Origin of the sequence: Treponema denticola (assembly GCF_024181645.1) — a bacterium.
Taxonomy (GTDB): Bacteria; Spirochaetota; Spirochaetia; order Treponematales; family Treponemataceae; genus Treponema_B; species Treponema_B denticola_A.
Genome location: NZ_CP058624.1, coordinates 2,701,339 through 2,719,535, shown reverse-complemented (window position 1 = coordinate 2,719,535; position 18,197 = coordinate 2,701,339). Strand labels below are relative to the sequence as shown.

Sequence of the window (18,197 nt, the reverse complement as noted above, 5' to 3'; positions counted from 1 at the left end):
AAAGGGGAAATCCCCTTTGGCAGCGCGGGTACAACCAGCGTAGCTTCGAGGTAAAAGAGAGGGGGTCATAGGGGGAGAGTACAGCCAGCAAAGCTTCAAGGCTAACCCCTGCTCTGACTTGAAAAGCCCGTAAGGGAACGGGGTGTTCTCTCCCCCTAAAAAGCATTGTATTGACAAAAAAATAAGGCGGTTATATAATTAACAAATCTTGTCGAGGGGGGCTTTATGAAAAAAGAGAAAACATTCACATTTAAACAGATATTTTCTACAAAAAAATTTTATAAACATCCCGTATCAATGCTTATAACGATTCTTGCAATAACCTTGTTTTTTGCTCTTCAAATAATAAGATTGAATTTTGATAATAATAATTTCCGTTTTATACCTAAAAATGATCCGTCCAGAATCAGTGCAAAAAAAATTGCCGACATTTTCGGAGAAGATGTGCCTATACTAATAGGTATTGAACGCCGTTTTTCTACCATCATAGACAAAGAATTTTTAGATGAAGTGAGACAACTGGATGAAAAACTAAAAGAAATTGAGTTGGTAAAAAACACGGTCTTGATAACAAATACAACCCATATAGATATTGGCGAAGAGGGGATTGTAAGCGAACCCATTATTCCGCCGGATTTTTCGGGTACGGAAGAAGAAATTAAGGCTATTAAACATAAGCTCCGCAATTGGGACATGTATGAACGGAGCCTTGTTTCTGAAGATTTACATGCAACCCAAATCCTTGTTTTTCTCAATATAACGAATGAAGAAAGCGGCTCTCCCGAAACTATTGCGGCCTGCCGTAAGATTATGAAACTGACAGACTCTTGGAATTTTCCGGATTCTAAAATCTACCTGACGGGAACTCCTATTTTTAACGAGATAGTAAATGAAGCAACCGCCCATGATTTAAGCTTTTTAGTTCCTCTGGTCATCATTGTCGTTTTAGGCGTTTTATTTCTTTCTTTTAGAAGATTTACCGGTGTATTTTTACCGCTTTTGACAGTCATAACCTCCGTAATATGGGCTTTGGGAGCAATGGCTCTTTTTAACGTTCCCTTATCGATTCTTTCTACAATTTTACCGATTATTTTAATTGCAGTCGGTTCGGCATACGGCATCCATGTTATCAACCACTATTATGATGAGGTCGTACAAGATGATTCCATCTCAAAGGAAGAACATAAAGAACAGGTTATCAAGGCCTTAAGCGAGGTTATAAGGCCGGTTTTTTTGGCCGCTCTTACGACCTTTGCAGGCTTTGTTTCCTTTTGCTTTACCTCTGTCGTCCCCATCTTTGAATTCGGTATCTTTTCGAGCTTCGGCGTTGCTGCAGCATTTTTAATATCCATAACCTTAATTCCCGGTATATTGATACTAAGAGGGCCTAAAAAGCCGTCAATGCGATGGGCGGATAAAAAAGATAACACCAGCCGCTTGGATCGCGGCATTGCAAGTACCTTTGTTCTTATTGCAGAACATTCCCGCTCGGTCATTCTTTTTGTCGGTCTCATAGTAATTTTTTCCATATTCGGAGTAAAGAAACTTGTTATCGATAATGTTTTGATGGAGTACTTTGATAAAGATGTCGCAGTAATTCAATCCGATCGTTTTATGCGTAAACACTTCGGCGGTTCAAAAGTTCTTGAAATGGTCATAAAGACCCAAGACGGTTCCGATGTTTTACGTCCCGATATTTTAAAAGCTATCGATGATCTTTCTTCTTTTTTGGAAGAAGAAGTTGAAGATGTAGGCAAGGTTACCTCCATTGTTCCCCTAATTAAGCGTTTAAATCAGGCATATAATGCCGATGAGTCCCCTGAAGGAATTGTTAAGGGAACACAAAATACCGATGAGGCTATGAATGCAGCGGAAGATTTCGGCAGCTTTGAAGACTTCGGAAACTTTGAAACGGAAACGGCAGATAATAATCAACTTGCAGAAGATATTCGCACAAAGAAAAAGCAATATACCCAAGAAGAAATTATGACTATGCTGAATGAAGTTGCGGAAGAAAGAACCAAAAAAAATCTTTCCGCAGAAAAACTCGTTTACGACTTCGGAAAAAAGATAAACTACAAGGGACTTGCCTACTATGAAATTCCAACCGACCCTAAAAAATACGGCAGAAATTCTCAAGAAGAACTTTCGGCCATAATGAAAAACTATCTTATCCTTTTAGGGAAAAACACCGAAGGTTTTTTAGATAATAATACAAATCCCAAAACACTAAAAGTGAATATTCAGCTCCGCACTGTCGGACAGCAGGATACGGACAAGGTTCTCGAAGAAATTAACGAATTTGTAAGCCTTAAATTCCCCAAGGATGTAATCGCTGAAACAGGCGGCTTTGTATTGGTCGAAAAGACCTTGAACAAACTCGTAGTAGAATCTCAATTGATTTCAGTTGGAGTTTCTCTTCTTATAGTATTTTTGATTCTTTCCGTCTATTATAAATCAGCCTTTGCAGGTCTTTTTGGAATTATCCCGCTGGCACTTTCTATCTTGATTAACTTCGGAATAATGGGCAGATTGGGTATAAAGCTAAACATAGGAACTGCGATGGTTGCAAGTTTTGCAATAGGAATAGGAGTTGATTATACAATTCATCTTTTGGCAGCCTATCATAAATGCTTTTTAAAAACAAAGGGCAGCGGCCAATTTTTGTATCTAACCTTCTTGGGTTCGGGAAAGGCTATCTTATTCAATGCCGTTTCCGTAGGAGCGGGTTTTGCAGTTTTAATGCTCTCAAAATTTAACATGCTTTCAGAGCTGGGCTTTTTAATTGCCCTGATAATGATAACCAGCTCCCTCGGCAGCTTGACTATTCTTCCGGTTTTATTAAATTTAATGAAACCAAAGTTTATAAGAAAACTTTTACCTGTAGACATAAAGGAAATCAAAAACGAACATCCTTTTAACGAAGAAAAAGATACGGAGGAAGTATGAAAAAAATTACTTTAAGTTTAATTTTTACTATCGGATTTTGCAGTTTAATATTTGCCCAAAATGCAGAAGAAATTGCAGCTAAAACAAAGACAAAAAACACGGCATCTTCAATGGGGTCTGCCTCAAGCTTGGATATACAGTCAGGCGGAAAAACCCTTTCCACCTTGGATATTATTCAATATTCTTCTTTGGACAAAAACGGTTTACAAAGAATGCTTGTCGAAATAAAAAATCCGCCGTCTTATAAGGGCTCAAGGTTTTTAATGATTGAAAAAGCCGACGGCTCCACGGATCAGAGAATGTATTTGGCCCAAACAAAAAAGGTACAAAAAATATCGGCCCAAGGAAGCGCCGATGAGTCCTTTATGGGTTCGGACTTTTCAAATAACGATATTTCGTTTATGGAAAGGGACACAAAGCTCGATAATTTTAAAATTTTAGGCGAAGAAGAATATGCCGGAAAGCCTGTCTATCTTATAGAATCTACCCCTAAGGATAAAAATTATACATATTCAAAAACCATAATGCGGATCACAAAGGATAAAAATCTTTTACTAAAGGCCGAATTTTATCAAGGTTCTCAGCTTGTAAAAACTCTTGAGCTTTACGATTATAAGGAAGTAAACGGAATAATGACAGCCTATAAAACAAAACTGTCCACCGTCAAAACAAATACCTCAACCATAATCACAATAAAAAAAATAGAATACGGTATGAAGATTCCCGATTATGTTTTTACACAAAAATACTTGGAAACCGGTAAAAAATAAATTATTTAGAAATTAAGGGAGATCTTAAACACAAATTGAGTTAAGGTCTCCTATAAGGTATTTTACAATATGAAAAAGTCTTTCTTTATGTTAGTTTTTATCCTTTCTATAAGTTCATTGATTTTTAGCGAAGATGACAGTTTGGGAGATTTCGGTTTTGATAATGAAGAAAGCGGAACGGAATCAAGTGTATTCAGCATAGATTTCGGCGGTGCGTTTTATGCGGGCACGGAAGTTTTCTTTGATGTCCTTAAAAAGCCCGAAAACTTTAAACCGCCCTTCCCTCTTTGGGGCAGTCTCCATTTAGAAGCAAAGTCGCCCCTTGCCGAAGCCTATGCCTCGGTAAACTTAAACGCCAAAACTCTTGCGATCGGAATGGGTGAAACAGCCGAATTCTTTCCCAATCCTCTTTTTCCTAAATGGATTGATGAAGCCTATGTACAAGCCCTCACAGGCCCTGTAGTTTTCGGCGGAGGAATAAAAAAAATAAACTGGGGACGAGCTAATTTTTTCAGTGTTTTGGATATTGTAAACCCCAAGGACTACAGCAAGCCCTACGAATTCTATCCCGAAAAAATTAAAAAAGCCTCTCCGGTTTTTTTTCTTTCGGCCTATCTGCCCAAAGAAATGAAGCTTGAGCTTGTATATCTTCCGGTTTTTGAAGCCGATGAATTTACCCTAGACGGCAGATGGGAAAAAAACACATTTGCAAACATTGAGCAAGCTCTGCCTTTTTCTGCCAATAAGACCTTAGTTGAAGCAAAGAAAAAGCTTTTTTCACAACAAGCCCCAAAGACAAACACCTTTGACTATGCCCAAGGAGGCTTGCGTTATAGCCTGACAATCGGCGGTAAACACGATCTAGGCTTTCAGTATTTTACGGGCTTTTTACATGAGCCTAATTTTAAATCGGCCCATAAACCTTCCGCCCCCACCGAAGCGGAATTTACACAAGTCTTCGATAAGGCAGAACTTACATACAACCGCTATCATCAAATCGGGGCAGATTATGAAGCAATGTTCGGACAGTTTACAGTACAGGCCGAACTTGCTGCAAATATAACCGCTGACTTAAAAGGAAACAATCCCGATATATACAACCCGAACCTTGCATGGAATTTGGGCATTTTATACGCTCTTCCTAAAAATATAAGCTTGAGACTTCAAGCTGCCGAAACCGTAAGACTTTTAAATTCGGGAATAAATCAAGATGAACTCAGCCTCGACACGGAAAAAGGAAGCCCGATAACCGATACCCGCCTCCTTTTTTCCATCTCTCAAACCTTGGTACGAGGCTCCCTTGAATGGAAGCTAAATGCTCTTGTAGGAATAGAAGATGCGGATTTTATGATAAACCCCGAACTTTCATGGCTGATAGGCACAATCGACTTTGATTTAGGCTTGGGCTTTTTCGGCGGCAAAAAAAACGGTAAATTAGGCCGGCACCAAAACAATCATTTTATAAAAATGAGCATCGGCTATGAGTTTTAGAAAATTTTATAAATTGTAGTATTTTATCCGGAAATATGTTAAAATGATTTTATGGGAGGAACGTATGCCATATATCGCTTTGGAAAAAAAGATAAATAATTTGACTTTAGAGCAGCAACAGTCTGTTTATGATTATGTAAATTTCCTTTTATATCAAAATACAGCCGCAAAAAATCAAAAAAATATACGCAGAAACCCCGGAGGCCTTGAAGGTAAATTCTATATGGCGGAAGATTTTGATAAAACTCCGGAATGTTTTAAGGACTATGTTTGATGTACCTGCTGGATACGCATACATTGCTATGGTTTTTAAGAGATTCTCCACAACTATCAAAAAAAGCTTTAGAGATAATTACTACAGAAAATAAAGTTTATGTCAGTATTGCCTCATTATGGGAAATAGCAATAAAAAAAAGTATAGGTAAACTTGAATTTGAACACTCTATAGAAAAAATCGCTGAATTATGCCATGAGAAGGATATTTTAATATTACAAATTCAACCCAAATATTTTGATAAAATAATAGAACTGCCAAATATTCATAACGATCCTTTTGATCGTTTGATCATTGCTCAGGCAATAATTGAAAATTTGGTAATTATTACAAAAGATACAATCATTCCTAAATATAGTGTAAAAACTATTTGGTAACTAAAAATATTTAATAAGATAATGGGAGGTCATTATGTTGGTTAAAGAAGAAATAGAAAAAGGCATCGCCTTGGTAAGACCCTATTTACAGGCTGACGGCGGAGATATAGAGCTTGATTCGGTTGATGAAGCCGGAAAAGTTTATGTTAAGCTAAAGGGAGCCTGCGGCTCATGTCCTATGGCTATCTACACTCTTAAAATGGGTGTTGAAGAACAGCTTAAGGACATGTTCCCCGAAGTTACCGAGGTAGTCGCAGTGTAAAATTTTTTAGAGCGGTTAAGCTATTATTGCCTCTAAGGCAATTTCCATCATGGTTTTAAAGGTAGTTTGCCGCTCTTCGGCACTTGTCTGCTCTTGTGTAACTATATTATCCGAAATGGTAAGAACGGCAAGGGCTTGACGCTTATACTTTGCAGCCAGAGTATAAAGCTCTGCAGCTTCCATCTCGACAGCTAAAACCCCGTAAGCAGCCCACATCTTCCATGTTTCAAGGTCATCATAAAAAACATCAGAGCTGGCAATCGAGCCTACTAAGGGTTTAATTCCCATTTTTTGAGCATGGTCATAGGCATTTTTTAGCAAACTCCAATCGGCCGTAGGAGCATAATGACAGCCCCTAAAGCGGTGCGTGTTGATACCAGAATCGGTAGAGGCAGACATAGCTAAAACTACATCCCGCAAACCCATATCCTTTTGCAAGGCTCCGGCCGTTCCGATACGGATAGCCTTTTGTACGCCGTACTCGTTAAACAGCTCATTTGCATAGATTGAAAAAGAAGGCTGCCCCATTCCGGTTCCCTGAACAGAAACCCTTACGCCCTTGTATGTTCCCGTAAAGCCCAACATACCTCTAACCTTGTTATAACATTGAGGATTTTCTAAAAAATTATTTGCAACAAATTCCGCCCGCAAAGGATCTCCCGGTAGAAGAATTTTATCGGCAATTTCTCCTTGTCTTGCAGCTATATGAACACTCATTATTTACCTCCAATATATCTACGATAATATAAGTATACCCTATTCAAAGCTAAAGTGCAATGCGCAGACTTGACAACTTACAAAGTGATTGCTAGAATAATAAGTAGGAACTAAAAACTTCAGTTTTTAGAAATGCCCATATATTAATATAGGAGGTGTTTTTATGAGTTTTATGGATTATTTTGCAATTCATGTTGTTCCGAAACTGTATAGAGGAAAAGGAGCTTTTCATCCTGCGGAAACCGGAAAATTGACGGAAACGGTAAGTTGCGTAAGAGAGTACGATGTTAATATTTTTTTTATCCGCAAAGGTAACACTCTGATCGCAATAGATTCCGGGTACAAAAATCATCATGCTCTCTTGCCGGGGTGTAAAAAAATCGGAATCGATCCTAAAGCGGTTCAGGCTCTGTTTCTTACACATGCAGATCCGGATCATGCAGGCGGCTTGGATATTCGTTGTGAGAATTGTTTTATTAACGCTGAAATTTATCTAGGCGAAATTGAAGAAAATTATCTGACAAATACCATATATCGTAAAAAAATCGGCCCGTTCGGATTAAAAAATTCCGTGAAAATAAAAGACAATTATCACCTTCTTAAAGACGGCCAATCCGTTTCCGTCGGTGATTTGACAATTCAGCCGTTTTTAGTTCCCGGTCATACTCTCGGGCATTTAATGTATTTAATCGACAACGAACTGCTTTTTACGGGAGACTCCATTGCACTGAATCAAGAAGGCGGATGGTGTTTTTTTGATCTGTTTAACTACAACAGTGAAATGAATATTGAATCCTTGAAAGCATTAAAGGAAAAACTGGATTTAAATAGAATTAAGTATGTATTTACTTCCCATAACGGATTTACGGATAAAGTGAAGGATGTCTTTGCGCATGTTGATGTTATTCCAAAATGGAATGAAAAAGGATTTATATTTGATAAAACGGCCCCTTATGATTGTTTTGCAAGGAAAGATAAACTCCAACCCTGTATCAAATGAAGACATAGATTGGGAAAGCTTTGAAAAATGTGCTTTATTGTGTGATGAAAAGAAATATTCTTGTAACGCAGTTCTTTCCAATAAGGCAACTCTTTCGGAATTGATTACGATGATAACTCACACGGCCAGAGCTGATGCCGTTAAAATAGACAGTAAGTTTTCGATTGTACAGGATATCGAAAACTTAAGTCCTGTTCAGTTGTTTACTCCTCGAAATACGAAGTCTTATAGTCAAGGCCTTTTATTTGCAGATATTCCTGAAACTATAGAATTTAATTTTATTGATGAGGCCCCAGGCTTTAAAGAAAATGAAAGGATTATTTATGATACGCCTACAGGAGAGGAAGGAGAAACCGAAGCTTTAAAAAACAGCAAGAAATACTTTGGGGTGTTACAAATGCAATGCAAGCTTTTAAGATAGGGCGATATCAATATGCCTGTATGTACAACAGACCTCGTGTGCATAAAATTATGGAAGGGTTAAGGGAGTAGAAACTTTAAGCGGTTTAACTACGGCCGGCTTTTAAAAGGGATATATCGAATTCAATCGGATGTAAGAGCCTCACACCATTTTTGCATACAGATACCGAAGGCAACGCTTACGTTTATCGAGGCTTTTATTCCATACATAGGAATTGTGATAACCCGCCCTTGGGCTTTTTTTACGGCTTCGGGACTGACCCCCAATTCTTCCGAGCCGATAACGACAATTCCTTTTTTGGGGAATTCAAACTTTGAAATATCGGTGCCGCCGGTTTCAAGTACAATCAGCGGAAGATCGGGAAGGCTCTCAAGATCGGCTCTCTCCCACGGGAGATATTCGGTACAACCCATCGCCGTTCTTTTAGCTTTAGGACTGTCAGGGGAAACGCAGTCATGGGATAAAAAAACTTTTTCAACTCCGAAAGATTCTGCCGTTCTAAAAATCGAACCTATGTTAAAAGGCGTGCGGATATCTTCGGCATAGACATAAACTCCTTCAAAAAAAGTTCGTCTGAAATTTGCAATTTCATCGGCAGAGGAGTTAGGCAAAATCAAATCCCACTCCGCAGGTGTTGTATCAAGTTTTTTATAAAGCTCGTACCTGACAAAATTGATAATCTTTCTTTTATCTTCTTCCTGAGGGGCTTCAATCCATTTTTGAACTTTTAAAGAAGACTCGAAATCCAAGTCATCTAAAATAATTTTTAAAAGAGAACGCAGATAAAATGTATCCAAGAATTCATCTGCCTTATTTTGAACAAGAGCAGCTTCAGCCGATTCCAAAATACGCAATATTTTACGGCATCTTTGTTTTTGGGGTAAATTGTAAAGCTTAAAAATCTCAGGCATCTTAAAAGGCTTGTTTTATAATTTCAAAAATATCGTAATTTGCAAGAGGCCTTGGGCTATAGTTCATAAAACTTAAGCGGGCGGCATCTTCTGCAACAGGCACAAGGGATTCGATAGTTAAATCTATATCTTTTAACCGTATAGGTAAATTAGCTTCAGCAAGCCTTCTTCTAATTTCCTCAACGCCGCGTTTTGCAACTTCGGCAGCATCTCCGCCTTCAAGCATGGTTTCACCCAGCATTCTCGCTACAGCAACGGTCTTTGAAAGGCTTGAAGAAATCGCATCATTAATAACATGAGGAAGTAAAATCGTCGCAATAAGGGATTTTGAAATTCTATATCTTCCGCCCGCAGCAAGCGCTATAGCTGTTCCAAGTCCGGGTGCGGAAGCCGCAATTCCGATAGCGGAAAGACAAGCAGCCTGAGCCACAAGTTCCTCTCTGGGCATTCCGACAAGTTTTTCATGCTGAGGATCAAGGGAAATTAAAAATATCTCGACAGCCTTTCCCAAGATAGTCTCCGAAAAAAAACTGCCCCTTGTCGAAACATAGGCTTCAAAGGTAGAACATAAACCTGCAAAAATCATTGAAGTCATAGCATTGGGCGCAAGGCCTGCATATGTATTTGAATCAAAAATTACAAGGTCGCATAAATCTTCTTTTATCTTTAATAGATTTACTGTTCTATTTCTGGAATCTACAATAAAACTGGAATTCCCAAATAAAAATGGGTCACTGCATGTCGTAGGAACTTGAATAAGAGGTAAGGATTCTGCCGTAATAGGTTCTCCTTCAATATAGCGATAAACAGGTTTATCTTCATTATAAAGAGCTGCGATAGCCCTCCCTATAGCACATGCTGTCATATCGCCACAGGCAATTACGCCTCTTATATGAGCCCCTCTGGCTAATGAAAGAGCTCTTTCTATAACCTCAGAATCGGCTGTCTGTTCAAAACCGTTAAATACAAAAAGGGAGATATTTTTTTCTTCAAGAGATTTTCGGACCTTATCTACTAAACCCATATCTTCAAAAAAAGGGTCAACCACAAACATAAAATTATTTCCGAATTTTACAGCTTCCTCCCCGATGCGGGCAAGAGAATAATTACCTAAAATAACCTTTGATGAAACTTTAAATACAAAATCTGCCATCTTTTCAAATTCCTTTACGGAATAAATTTTCGGCATATTTTTTTTAAACTTGAATTTTAATTGCTGCCTTGCAAAATATAGCATTTTTGTTTATAATGACAGAAAACCCTAGGTCATTATGGAGGGGACTATGACTACAGGTACTATAGTTACTTTAATGCGTGAAGGTATAGGTATCATACTGATGCTTTCCGCACCCATCTTAGTTGCAGCTCTTTTAGTAGGCTTAATTGTTGCAATCTTTCAGGCGACTACCTCTATACAGGAACAGACGCTGACCTTTGTTCCTAAAATTTTAACTATTTTAGGAATGATTGCTCTTTTGGCAACTTGGATGATTACGGTGTTAAGGGAATATTTTGTTTCTTTAATGAATTTAATTCCGCAGCTGGTAAGATAAGGGCATTCTATAAATAAATGCAGCCCTTCGATTTTATCCTAAATAAAGAACCCATTTTTTTACTCGCAGCTGTCCGAATTTTTGCCATATTAATGACATCCCCCCTAATGTCAATGCGCAATGTTTCACGAATTGCAAAGGTTGCTCTTGCGGGCTTAACTGCATTTATGGTAACCCCCTATGCCTATCCCAACTTCGGAAATCTAAATGCCTTCAGTCTTGAGTATCTTCTTTTACTTCTTGGAGAAGGGCTTATCGGTGTTTTAACCGGTTTTTTTATAAGCATTTTATTTTCTACATTCAGCACGGCAGGACAGTTTTTTTCGTTCCAGATGGGCTTCGGTGCATCGGGAGTTTTTGATGCCCTAGCTCAAGTTGAAAACCCCCTCGTGGGTCAATATTTTAACTTTATTGCAGTTCTTATCTTTTTACGCATAAACGGTTTCCAACGTCTTTTTTTAGGCGGAATAATGAAGAGCATTGAGCATGTAAACTGCTTTTTGTTTTTAGAAAGGCAGGAGGAGCTTTCGACCTATCTTTTAGGAGCAGTTGGAAATCTTTTTTTAAACGCAATGATAATTGCCTTGCCGGTTATGGGAACACTAATCTTAATTCACATAACAATGGGACTTTTAACAAAGGCAGCCCCTCAGATGAACCTTCTATCGGAAGGCTTCCCCATTACAATTTTAACAGCCTTTTTTATTTTAGCCCTTGCTCTGCCTTTTTTTATAAACACCTTTGAAATTATTTTGGAAAAAGGCTTTTCGGATTTTTGGCGGCTTTTAGACAGTTTAGGGGGTACTAAATGATATCGGGAAAATCGCCCCTCCTTTATCAAAAATATTTTTCTCAAGAAGAACTCCTTCTCAATAAAACGATAGGCTTGCAGTGGTTCGCTGCCGAAGATGAAGGCAGAACAGAAGACCCGACCGAATATAAGATACGCAAGGCCAGAGAAGAAGGAAGAGTTGCAAAAAGTCAGGACTTAAATGCCGCAATGGTTGTGCTGCTTCCCGTAATCAGCCTTATAATAATGGGGCCCTACATATTTAAATCTTTAATGCAGGTCATCGCCTTCTTTTTTGAACGCTGCACAACAGAAGATGTTGTAAACGGAACTTGGTTCAGGATTTTTGTTTTATATTTTTTTAAAACGGTTTTCCCGATAACGGGGGTAGCCCTAATTTCGGGAGTGTTGGGAAATATTATTCAAAACAGAGGCTTTTTATTTTCGACAAAACCTATTCAGCCCGATTTTAAAAGAGTTACTCCCAATTTTGTGAGGTTCTTTAAAAGAGCTCTCTTTTCTGCCGAGGGGCTTTTTAATTTGGCTAAATCGCTTTTTAAGGTTGTCATTATAGGTTTTATAGGATATCTTGTTATAAAAAACAATATTACAAAGATGATAGCCCTGCTTCAATCCGATTTTCCCAATTCGATAATTTTTATAGCAAAAACAGCTGCTCAAATATTGGTGTATGCTGCGATCGCATTGGTTCTTTTAAGTATTCCCGATTACTTTTTCCAAAAACGTCAGTTTTCGGAATCGTTAAAAATGTCAAAAACGGAAGTAACCGATGAGTATAAAGAATTGGAAGGCGATCCGATGGTAAAGGCTCAAATAAACAGGCAGATGCAGGCAATCTTGCAAAAGACCGGTATAAAAAACGTTCCGGATGCCGATGTCGTTATTACAAACCCGACCCATTATGCTGTCGCTCTTCAATGGAAACAAGGCGTTATGCCTGCTCCCATGGTTATATCGAAGGGAGTTGATGCAACAGCCCAAAACATAAAAAGAATTGCTCGGGAAAACAACATTCCTACTATTGAAAATGTTCCATTGGCCCGTGCCCTATACGCTAACGTAGATTTAGGACAGATAATTCCAAGCGAATATTATCAATCGCTTTCGATTATTTTCTTAAAAATTTACTCGATGAAAGAAAAAGAAATGTTAAGGAAAAGATGGAGGTAACCCGATAAATGGCCGAAAACAGAATTTTTAAGGAAGCACCGAATGCCTTGGTAGCTATGGGAGCTATCTTGGTAATATTTGTAATTGTTATTCCTCTGCCTACTGCTCTTTTAGACTTTTTTATGGCACTGAATCTTATATTCAGTTTGATAATATTACTCATAGTTTTATTTGTAGATAAGCCTACGGAGTTTACGGTTTTCCCTTCATTGCTTTTAGTCTCCACCATATTCGGCCTTGCCCTAAACGTTTCATCTACAAGGCTTATTCTAACATATGGAGAAAAATTTGACGGAAAGATGATAGCAGCCTTCAGTCAATTTGTTATCGGCTCTACAGGAAATCAAGGTTTGGTCATAGGTTTTGTAGTTTTTATTATCTTGATTGCCGTTCAAGCCTTTGTAATCACAAAGGGAGCAACAAGAATTGCCGAGGTTGCAGCCCGTTTTGCCTTAGACTTTAATAATACCAGAAGTATGTCTATAGAAGCAGAGTACAATGCAGGCGTTATAACTGAAGCCGAAGCTCGAAAGAAAAAAGAAGAATTACAAAGGTCTACGGATTTTTACGGGGCTATGGACGGTGCGAGTAAATTCGTTTCGGGAAACGTAAAAATAGGAATCTTTATAACGGTCTTAAATATTGTAGCAGGTTTAATCGTAGGTATAGTGTTTAGACAAGAAGAATTCACTAAAGCGATGCAGATGTACACAAGGTTTACAATAGGGGACGGACTTTTAGCTCAGCTTCCTTCTCTTTTTATATCGGTTGCAACAGGTCTTGTAGTAACCCGCTCAGCTTCAACAGGCTCTTTTGGAAAAGACATCACGGACCAGTTTGCACGCAATTCGACTGTTTATTACATAGCCGCTATCACCTTGACTGTGATGGCAGTTTTACCCGGTTTCCCCTCAATAATCTTAATCATCATCGCATTAAGCCTTGCTTTTTTAGGCTGGAGGCTGCAGACAACAAAGGTAACAAGGGCTCAAAAAGAACAGGCGGCTAAAGAAGCCCAAGCAGCATCGGAAAAAGCGGCAAAAACCGAAACAGACGATACCAAGGCTGTAAGCCCATACGACGATCTATCCTTGCAATTCGGATACGGCCTTATTCCATTGGTCGATGAAAAAAGAGGCTCAGACCTCGTTCCGCGGGTTAAACGCATAAGAAAAGAAATAGCTCTCGAAACCGGTCTTGTAATGCCGGTTATCAGAATGATGGATGCCATGAACCTTCCTCCTGATGAATATTGTATTACAATACAGGGAGCCGAGGTAGCAAGATCAAAGATAAGAATGGGCGCATACCTCGCAGTAAACCCTGGAAATGTTCAAGATGAAATACCCGGCGAACCTACCTTAGATCCGGCTTTCGGTCTTCCGGCTATTTGGATTTCCGAATCAAACCAAGCAGCCGCCGAAAGGGCAGGATATACGGTTATAGATCCGCCTTCCATCATAGCAACTCATTTAACTCAGGTTATAAAAACACATGCGGATGACATCCTTTCAAGACAAATGGTAAACAACATCTTGGATTCCGCAAAAAAATTAAACCCAATCGTCGTCGACGAAATTCAGTCAAACGACAAGCTGACATTGGGAGACTTGCAAACAGTCTTTAAGTGTCTCCTTAGGGAAAATGTTTCCATACGCAATACCACAGCCATTCTTGAAACCATCGCAGACTATAGGCGCATAACCGGCGACATGTATATAATAGCCGAAAAAGTCAGACAAAGGTTAGGCAGACAAATTGTTCAGCAATATCTTGGAGAAGACAAGGCATTGCGAGCTTTTATGGTAGACTCCGCTTTTTTCCAAACCGTTTTGGCAAGCCGCATAGATACCCTGACCGGCCCTCAACCTGCAATAGACACTGAATCGAAAAAAGCATGGCTTAGAGCCGTTCAAAACGCATACAACAACTTTAATGCTCAATTTGTAGGCATTGCAGTTATCCTCGTTCCCGAAGAAGGCAGACTTTTGATAAAACGGCTTCTTGAATACGAAATGCCCATGGTTCCGGTCTTATCAGTCCCCGAAATTCCAAAGGATATTTCGGTCATCGGCATGGGAAACATCACCCCGGAAATTCAATAAGTGAAAATATTGACTTTTTTCTTAAATAATAGTAGAATAGGGCTATGATATTTCCATTAGAAGAACTCATCGAGTTTGATGACAATATTTACGAGATTACATGCGCATCGACAAGAAGGGCCTATCAGCTGGCTAAAATCCAAGAGCCTAATGCCGAAAAAAGCGGAGACAAGGTTGTTTCAGCCGGAGCAAAGCAAATTTTTACCGGTGAAGTAAACTATCAGATAGAACGGCACCCCGAATTCAACTAAAATTTCTGCTTCAAAAGTTTGCGTGGTTCCCGTATTGATTTTTTTCGGAGCGACGGCTTCGGGAAAAACAAGCTTAGCTTCCGAGATATTTTCTTATAAACATTCAAAAGATTTCTCAAAAGAGGACGGAATTTCGGCTCTTTCAGCTTGTGCCGAAATTATAAGCGCCGACTCGGTTCAGGTGTATAGACACCTGCATATAGGCTCGGCTTCTCCTTCCAAAGAGGAATTAGACGGCCTCCCCCATCACTTAATCGCTATAAAAGAGCCTTCCGAAGAATTTTCGGCAGCCGATTTTGTAAAAGAAGCCGATAAACTTTGCCCCGAAATATATAGGCGGGGAAAACTTCCGGTCTTGATGGGAGGCACGGCTTTTTTCTTAAAGAATTTTCTATACGGCCTTCCCGTTACGCCCACAGCCGACTCTAAAATCCGCGAACACTTTCAAAAGCGGGCAAAGGAAGAAGGGGCAGGCGTTCTTTTAGAAGAGCTAAAAAAAATAGACCCCGAAACGGCAAAGAGGCTCCATGTTCATGATGAATACAGAATAATAAGAGCTCACGAAGTTTTTGCCGCTTCAGGGAAGCCTTTAAGCTCTTTTGCCCTCCCCGAAAACCCAAGAGAAGAATACGAGTTTTTTATCTTAAGCCTCGAAAGAACCCGCTCCCTTTTATACGAAAGAATCGAAAAGAGGGTCGATGCCATGTTTGCCGAGGGCCTATATGATGAAGTAAAAAAGCTTTATGAAATGGGCTATACAAGCGAAAGCCCCGGACTCAAAGCCATAGGCTACAGGGAATTCTTTGATGAAAATAGGCGTTTAAAACCGGAATCGGACTTGGAGGAAGTCTCGGCCCTTATAAAACGGAATACCAAACACTACGCCAAGCGTCAAGAAACCTTTTTTAAAACAATCCCCGATGTTCACCGTTATTTTATAGAAGATAAGGCTGAAATATTAAGGCTTTATAAGGATATTTGCGGATTTTATGAGAAATGGGTGTAATTTTTATTCATATCTTACGCAAGTTCAATTTCATTATAACTTGAATGCCCGCCCGCATTCCTAAGGCTTACAATATATACAGGATAGCCTCTTCCAAAAATTATCATTTGTTTAATCTTTATTAAATAAATCATCCGATACATCACTGTATATTGTCGGAAATGGAAATCTCGGTACAGGAGGAATAGGCGGAACCTCATAGCCGGGAACCGCAGGCACAAGAGGAGTCCGTACCTTAAACATATTCAGAACCATACCATTATTAAGCTCACCCACATAGCTGCCGTCGCTTTTATGAACATGACTTCCGTCAAGCGGACCTGAATAAGCTCCCTTCATGTCATAAATGCGGTTATTTTTCATAATCCCAACCGCATTTCCGTTTTTTGCATTATGTTTATATTAAAAATGCTTCTCTAATATATCTTTTAATTGTTTTGCGACATCTTCTGTAAATCGTAAAGATTGACTAGTTCTTCCATAATTTTTTCTTTCAGAAGAACCATAAGAGTCTATTTGAAAATATTTTTTATCATCTTTTTCAAATATAAAATATGTACATTCTGTTTCTGTAATATTTTCTCTTATATTTTTAGATTCTAGTCCTTTCAAATTTTTTACTAATGCCATAAAGTTCTCCTTAAAACATCTAAAGATTTAGATACATTATACAACAAATTAATTAAAAAGCCAGTATATAGCTATATTTTTTAGGATTATCAGCAATTCCATAAAACTGTACACAAACCTTTATTTAAAATACTTCTTTAAGTCTATTTTTTTTCCTTCAAATTGGTTTATTCCGTTTTTGTATCGAAGTTTTTTACCTGTAAAACAATAGTCAAAAATCTGGGTGTCTTCATGATACCTCATTTCATAACAAAAATTGCCGCCAAAAATAATTGTAATAGGACTATATACATCAGTATCAAAAGCACAATCGGAGGAGCTGTCTATCAAAAACTCCACAATTTTATCATACATTTCATAGGCGGTTTCTGCACAGTCAAAATAAAAAATTGTCATTTGCCTATTTTCCGGTGCAAAATTTTCAAATTGAATTACATATATTGGCTGTTTATCGGAATAACATTTGCGCGGAAAATTCATATATTGATTTTCTTCTATGTATGAAAGGTTAATATACCTCAAATTTATATAAGCAAATCTGTATACCTTATTTAAATTTAAGTTATTTTTTATGTTATGAAATTTAGAAAGATCGAATTTAGGATTATCATTATTTTGTACGGCAGATGGATCTTTTTCAAGTAGATTATCAGAACAAAAGTATTTAAGAACCTCATCTCTTTTTCCTGCAAATTGCATACGCTCAAAATCAAAATTATGTTTTAATCCCGTACTGCAAAATTCAAGTATAGTAAATCCATCTTCCTCTGTTACTTCCATATTTCCCATTTTCCTATACCTCCATAACGCGATGTTTTGTGCAAGAAATATCAATTTCTAAAAAAACAGTCTATCATAAATATTTGCATAATTTAATTTTTAATTAAAAATTTTGATTTTTTCTGCGAATCACGGGTTCAGTTAGTTTTAAAAAGCCTTCATCAGCCTCATCCGATAGGAGAATCATGTCGTCAGGGATTTGCTCCACTAGATCTATAAGCAACAAACAGAGTAATTTATCCCTTTTAGTATTGGAAAGTCCTGTTGAAGCACTATTTTTACTTATTTTTTTGCCGATGGGTGACAAGGAATTTAAATAATTTCTTCTTATAATTTTGAGCTCTTTAAGCCTTTCATTGAGAGATTTAAGGATATTTGATTTTGTTTGTTTGTCTTGAAACGGAGGTAATCCAATTTCTTTCTGCAAAGAACCGATATCGCAATGTTCCATGCTTTTTAATGTTTTTTTTATTTCTTCGATTGCAGAAGTATATGACCTTGCAATAATAGGCGGCTCTTTATACACCCATAATATCCACTCATAAAATTCAAGATCAACATCTTCACAAATATTCTCAAAAAACATGGTGTCGAAAAACATAAGCCATCGCCTCCATAAAAACTTTGAAATTAATTCGGTAATTATGGAGATGATAGCACACAATCAAAAAATAGTATTCATGCGAGTCAAAAAAATTCAAATTTTTATCAAAATCTTT

Annotated in this window: 20 protein-coding genes and 1 pseudogene; 14 read left to right on the top strand and 7 right to left on the bottom strand. The window is 38.1% G+C overall.

What is annotated here, in order from left to right; genetic code table 11:
• Positions 1-225: 225 nt before the first annotated feature.
• The 6 genes from HO345_RS12760 to HO345_RS12735 all read left to right on the top strand — a co-directional run bounded on the left by HO345_RS12760 (position 226) and on the right by HO345_RS12735 (position 6,123).
• Entirely contained in the window at positions 226-2,949 is a 2,724-nt protein-coding gene (locus HO345_RS12760; protein ID WP_253683230.1) for an efflux RND transporter permease subunit, read from the top strand.
• Positions 2,946-3,719, top strand: a complete 774-nt coding sequence (locus HO345_RS12755) for an outer membrane lipoprotein-sorting protein (protein ID WP_253683229.1) — start codon at positions 2,946-2,948, stop codon at positions 3,717-3,719. The genes HO345_RS12760 and HO345_RS12755 overlap by 4 nt, the downstream gene beginning before the upstream one ends.
• A 69-nt stretch (positions 3,720-3,788) precedes the next feature.
• Complete coding sequence (locus HO345_RS12750) at positions 3,789-5,210, top strand: hypothetical protein (RefSeq protein ID WP_366796402.1); 1,422 nt, start codon at positions 3,789-3,791, stop codon at positions 5,208-5,210.
• 64 nt (positions 5,211-5,274) lie between these two features.
• Positions 5,275-5,484 carry a DUF2281 domain-containing protein gene (locus HO345_RS12745; RefSeq protein WP_010694353.1) on the top strand — a complete coding sequence of 70 codons (210 nt, stop codon included), beginning with the start codon at positions 5,275-5,277 and terminating at the stop codon, positions 5,482-5,484.
• Entirely contained in the window at positions 5,484-5,861 is a 378-nt protein-coding gene (locus HO345_RS12740) for a type II toxin-antitoxin system VapC family toxin (protein ID WP_010694351.1), read from the top strand. Before HO345_RS12745 ends, HO345_RS12740 begins: the two co-directional genes overlap by 1 nt.
• Positions 5,862-5,895: 34 nt before the next feature.
• Complete coding sequence (locus HO345_RS12735) at positions 5,896-6,123, top strand: NifU family protein (RefSeq protein ID WP_002681558.1); 228 nt, start codon at positions 5,896-5,898, stop codon at positions 6,121-6,123.
• 15 nt (positions 6,124-6,138) lie between these two features.
• Here the strand turns inward: HO345_RS12735 and deoD are convergent, their stop codons facing one another.
• Positions 6,139-6,840 carry a purine-nucleoside phosphorylase gene (gene deoD / locus HO345_RS12730; RefSeq protein ID WP_253683227.1) on the bottom strand — a complete coding sequence of 234 codons (702 nt, stop codon included), beginning with the start codon at positions 6,838-6,840 and terminating at the stop codon, positions 6,139-6,141.
• A 163-nt stretch (positions 6,841-7,003) separates the two neighbouring features.
• On the opposite strand from deoD, the gene HO345_RS12725 reads away from it, so the two are divergent.
• Entirely contained in the window at positions 7,004-7,840 is an 837-nt protein-coding gene (locus tag HO345_RS12725; protein WP_253683226.1) for an MBL fold metallo-hydrolase, read from the top strand.
• Entirely contained in the window at positions 7,794-8,261 is a 468-nt protein-coding gene (locus HO345_RS12720; RefSeq protein ID WP_253683225.1) for a hypothetical protein, read from the top strand. The genes HO345_RS12725 and HO345_RS12720 overlap by 47 nt, the downstream gene beginning before the upstream one ends.
• Before the next feature lie 122 nt (positions 8,262-8,383).
• Here the strand turns inward: HO345_RS12720 and HO345_RS12715 are convergent, their stop codons facing one another.
• Together HO345_RS12715 and HO345_RS12710 are read right to left on the bottom strand one after the other, a co-directional pair.
• Complete coding sequence (locus tag HO345_RS12715) at positions 8,384-9,172, bottom strand: TrmH family RNA methyltransferase (protein ID WP_253683224.1); 789 nt, start codon at positions 9,170-9,172, stop codon at positions 8,384-8,386.
• Between the two features lies 1 nt (position 9,173).
• On the bottom strand, positions 9,174-10,325 hold the full coding sequence (locus tag HO345_RS12710; protein WP_253683223.1) for an iron-containing alcohol dehydrogenase: 1,152 nt from the start codon (positions 10,323-10,325) through the stop codon (positions 9,174-9,176).
• A gap of 130 nt (positions 10,326-10,455) precedes the next feature.
• Here HO345_RS12710 and fliQ point away from each other — a divergent pair, with 130 nt between their 5' ends.
• The 6 genes from fliQ to miaA are packed head-to-tail and all read left to right on the top strand — an operon-like array spanning position 10,456 to position 16,068.
• Complete coding sequence (gene fliQ / locus HO345_RS12705) at positions 10,456-10,725, top strand: flagellar biosynthesis protein FliQ (protein WP_002666830.1); 270 nt, start codon at positions 10,456-10,458, stop codon at positions 10,723-10,725.
• 17 nt (positions 10,726-10,742) lie between these two features.
• A complete protein-coding gene (gene fliR / locus HO345_RS12700) occupies positions 10,743-11,537 on the top strand; it encodes a flagellar biosynthetic protein FliR (protein ID WP_010694343.1) in 795 nt (264 codons plus the stop codon).
• Positions 11,534-12,706: a flagellar biosynthesis protein FlhB gene (flhB, locus tag HO345_RS12695; protein ID WP_253683222.1), complete on the top strand. Its 1,173-nt coding sequence runs from the start codon at positions 11,534-11,536 to the stop codon at positions 12,704-12,706. Before fliR ends, flhB begins: the two co-directional genes overlap by 4 nt.
• 8 nt (positions 12,707-12,714) lie before the next feature.
• Positions 12,715-14,811, top strand: coding sequence for a flagellar biosynthesis protein FlhA (gene flhA, locus HO345_RS12690; RefSeq protein WP_253683221.1), 2,097 nt, complete (start codon positions 12,715-12,717; stop codon positions 14,809-14,811).
• 44 nt (positions 14,812-14,855) lie between these two features.
• Positions 14,856-15,062, top strand: coding sequence for a DNA-directed RNA polymerase subunit omega (locus HO345_RS12685; protein ID WP_010694339.1), 207 nt, complete (start codon positions 14,856-14,858; stop codon positions 15,060-15,062).
• Positions 15,063-15,084: 22 nt separating this feature from the next.
• On the top strand, positions 15,085-16,068 hold the full coding sequence (gene miaA / locus HO345_RS12680) for a tRNA (adenosine(37)-N6)-dimethylallyltransferase MiaA (protein ID WP_253683220.1): 984 nt from the start codon (positions 15,085-15,087) through the stop codon (positions 16,066-16,068).
• A 111-nt stretch (positions 16,069-16,179) separates the two neighbouring features.
• Here the strand turns inward: miaA and HO345_RS12675 are convergent.
• From HO345_RS12675 to HO345_RS12660, 4 genes and pseudogenes are all read right to left on the bottom strand, one after another.
• Positions 16,180-16,443: pseudogene (locus HO345_RS12675) on the bottom strand (hypothetical protein); the annotation flags it as partial.
• A gap of 27 nt (positions 16,444-16,470) precedes the next feature.
• Complete coding sequence (locus HO345_RS12670) at positions 16,471-16,698, bottom strand: hypothetical protein (protein WP_253683218.1); 228 nt, start codon at positions 16,696-16,698, stop codon at positions 16,471-16,473.
• A 120-nt stretch (positions 16,699-16,818) separates the two neighbouring features.
• The gene (locus HO345_RS12665) at positions 16,819-17,487 is read right to left on the bottom strand and encodes a hypothetical protein (protein ID WP_253683217.1); all 669 of its coding nucleotides are present in this window, start codon (positions 17,485-17,487) and stop codon (positions 16,819-16,821) included.
• 94 nt (positions 17,488-17,581) lie between these two features.
• Positions 17,582-18,079, bottom strand: coding sequence for a hypothetical protein (locus HO345_RS12660; protein ID WP_253683216.1), 498 nt, complete (start codon positions 18,077-18,079; stop codon positions 17,582-17,584).
• Positions 18,080-18,197: the final 118 nt, after the last annotated feature.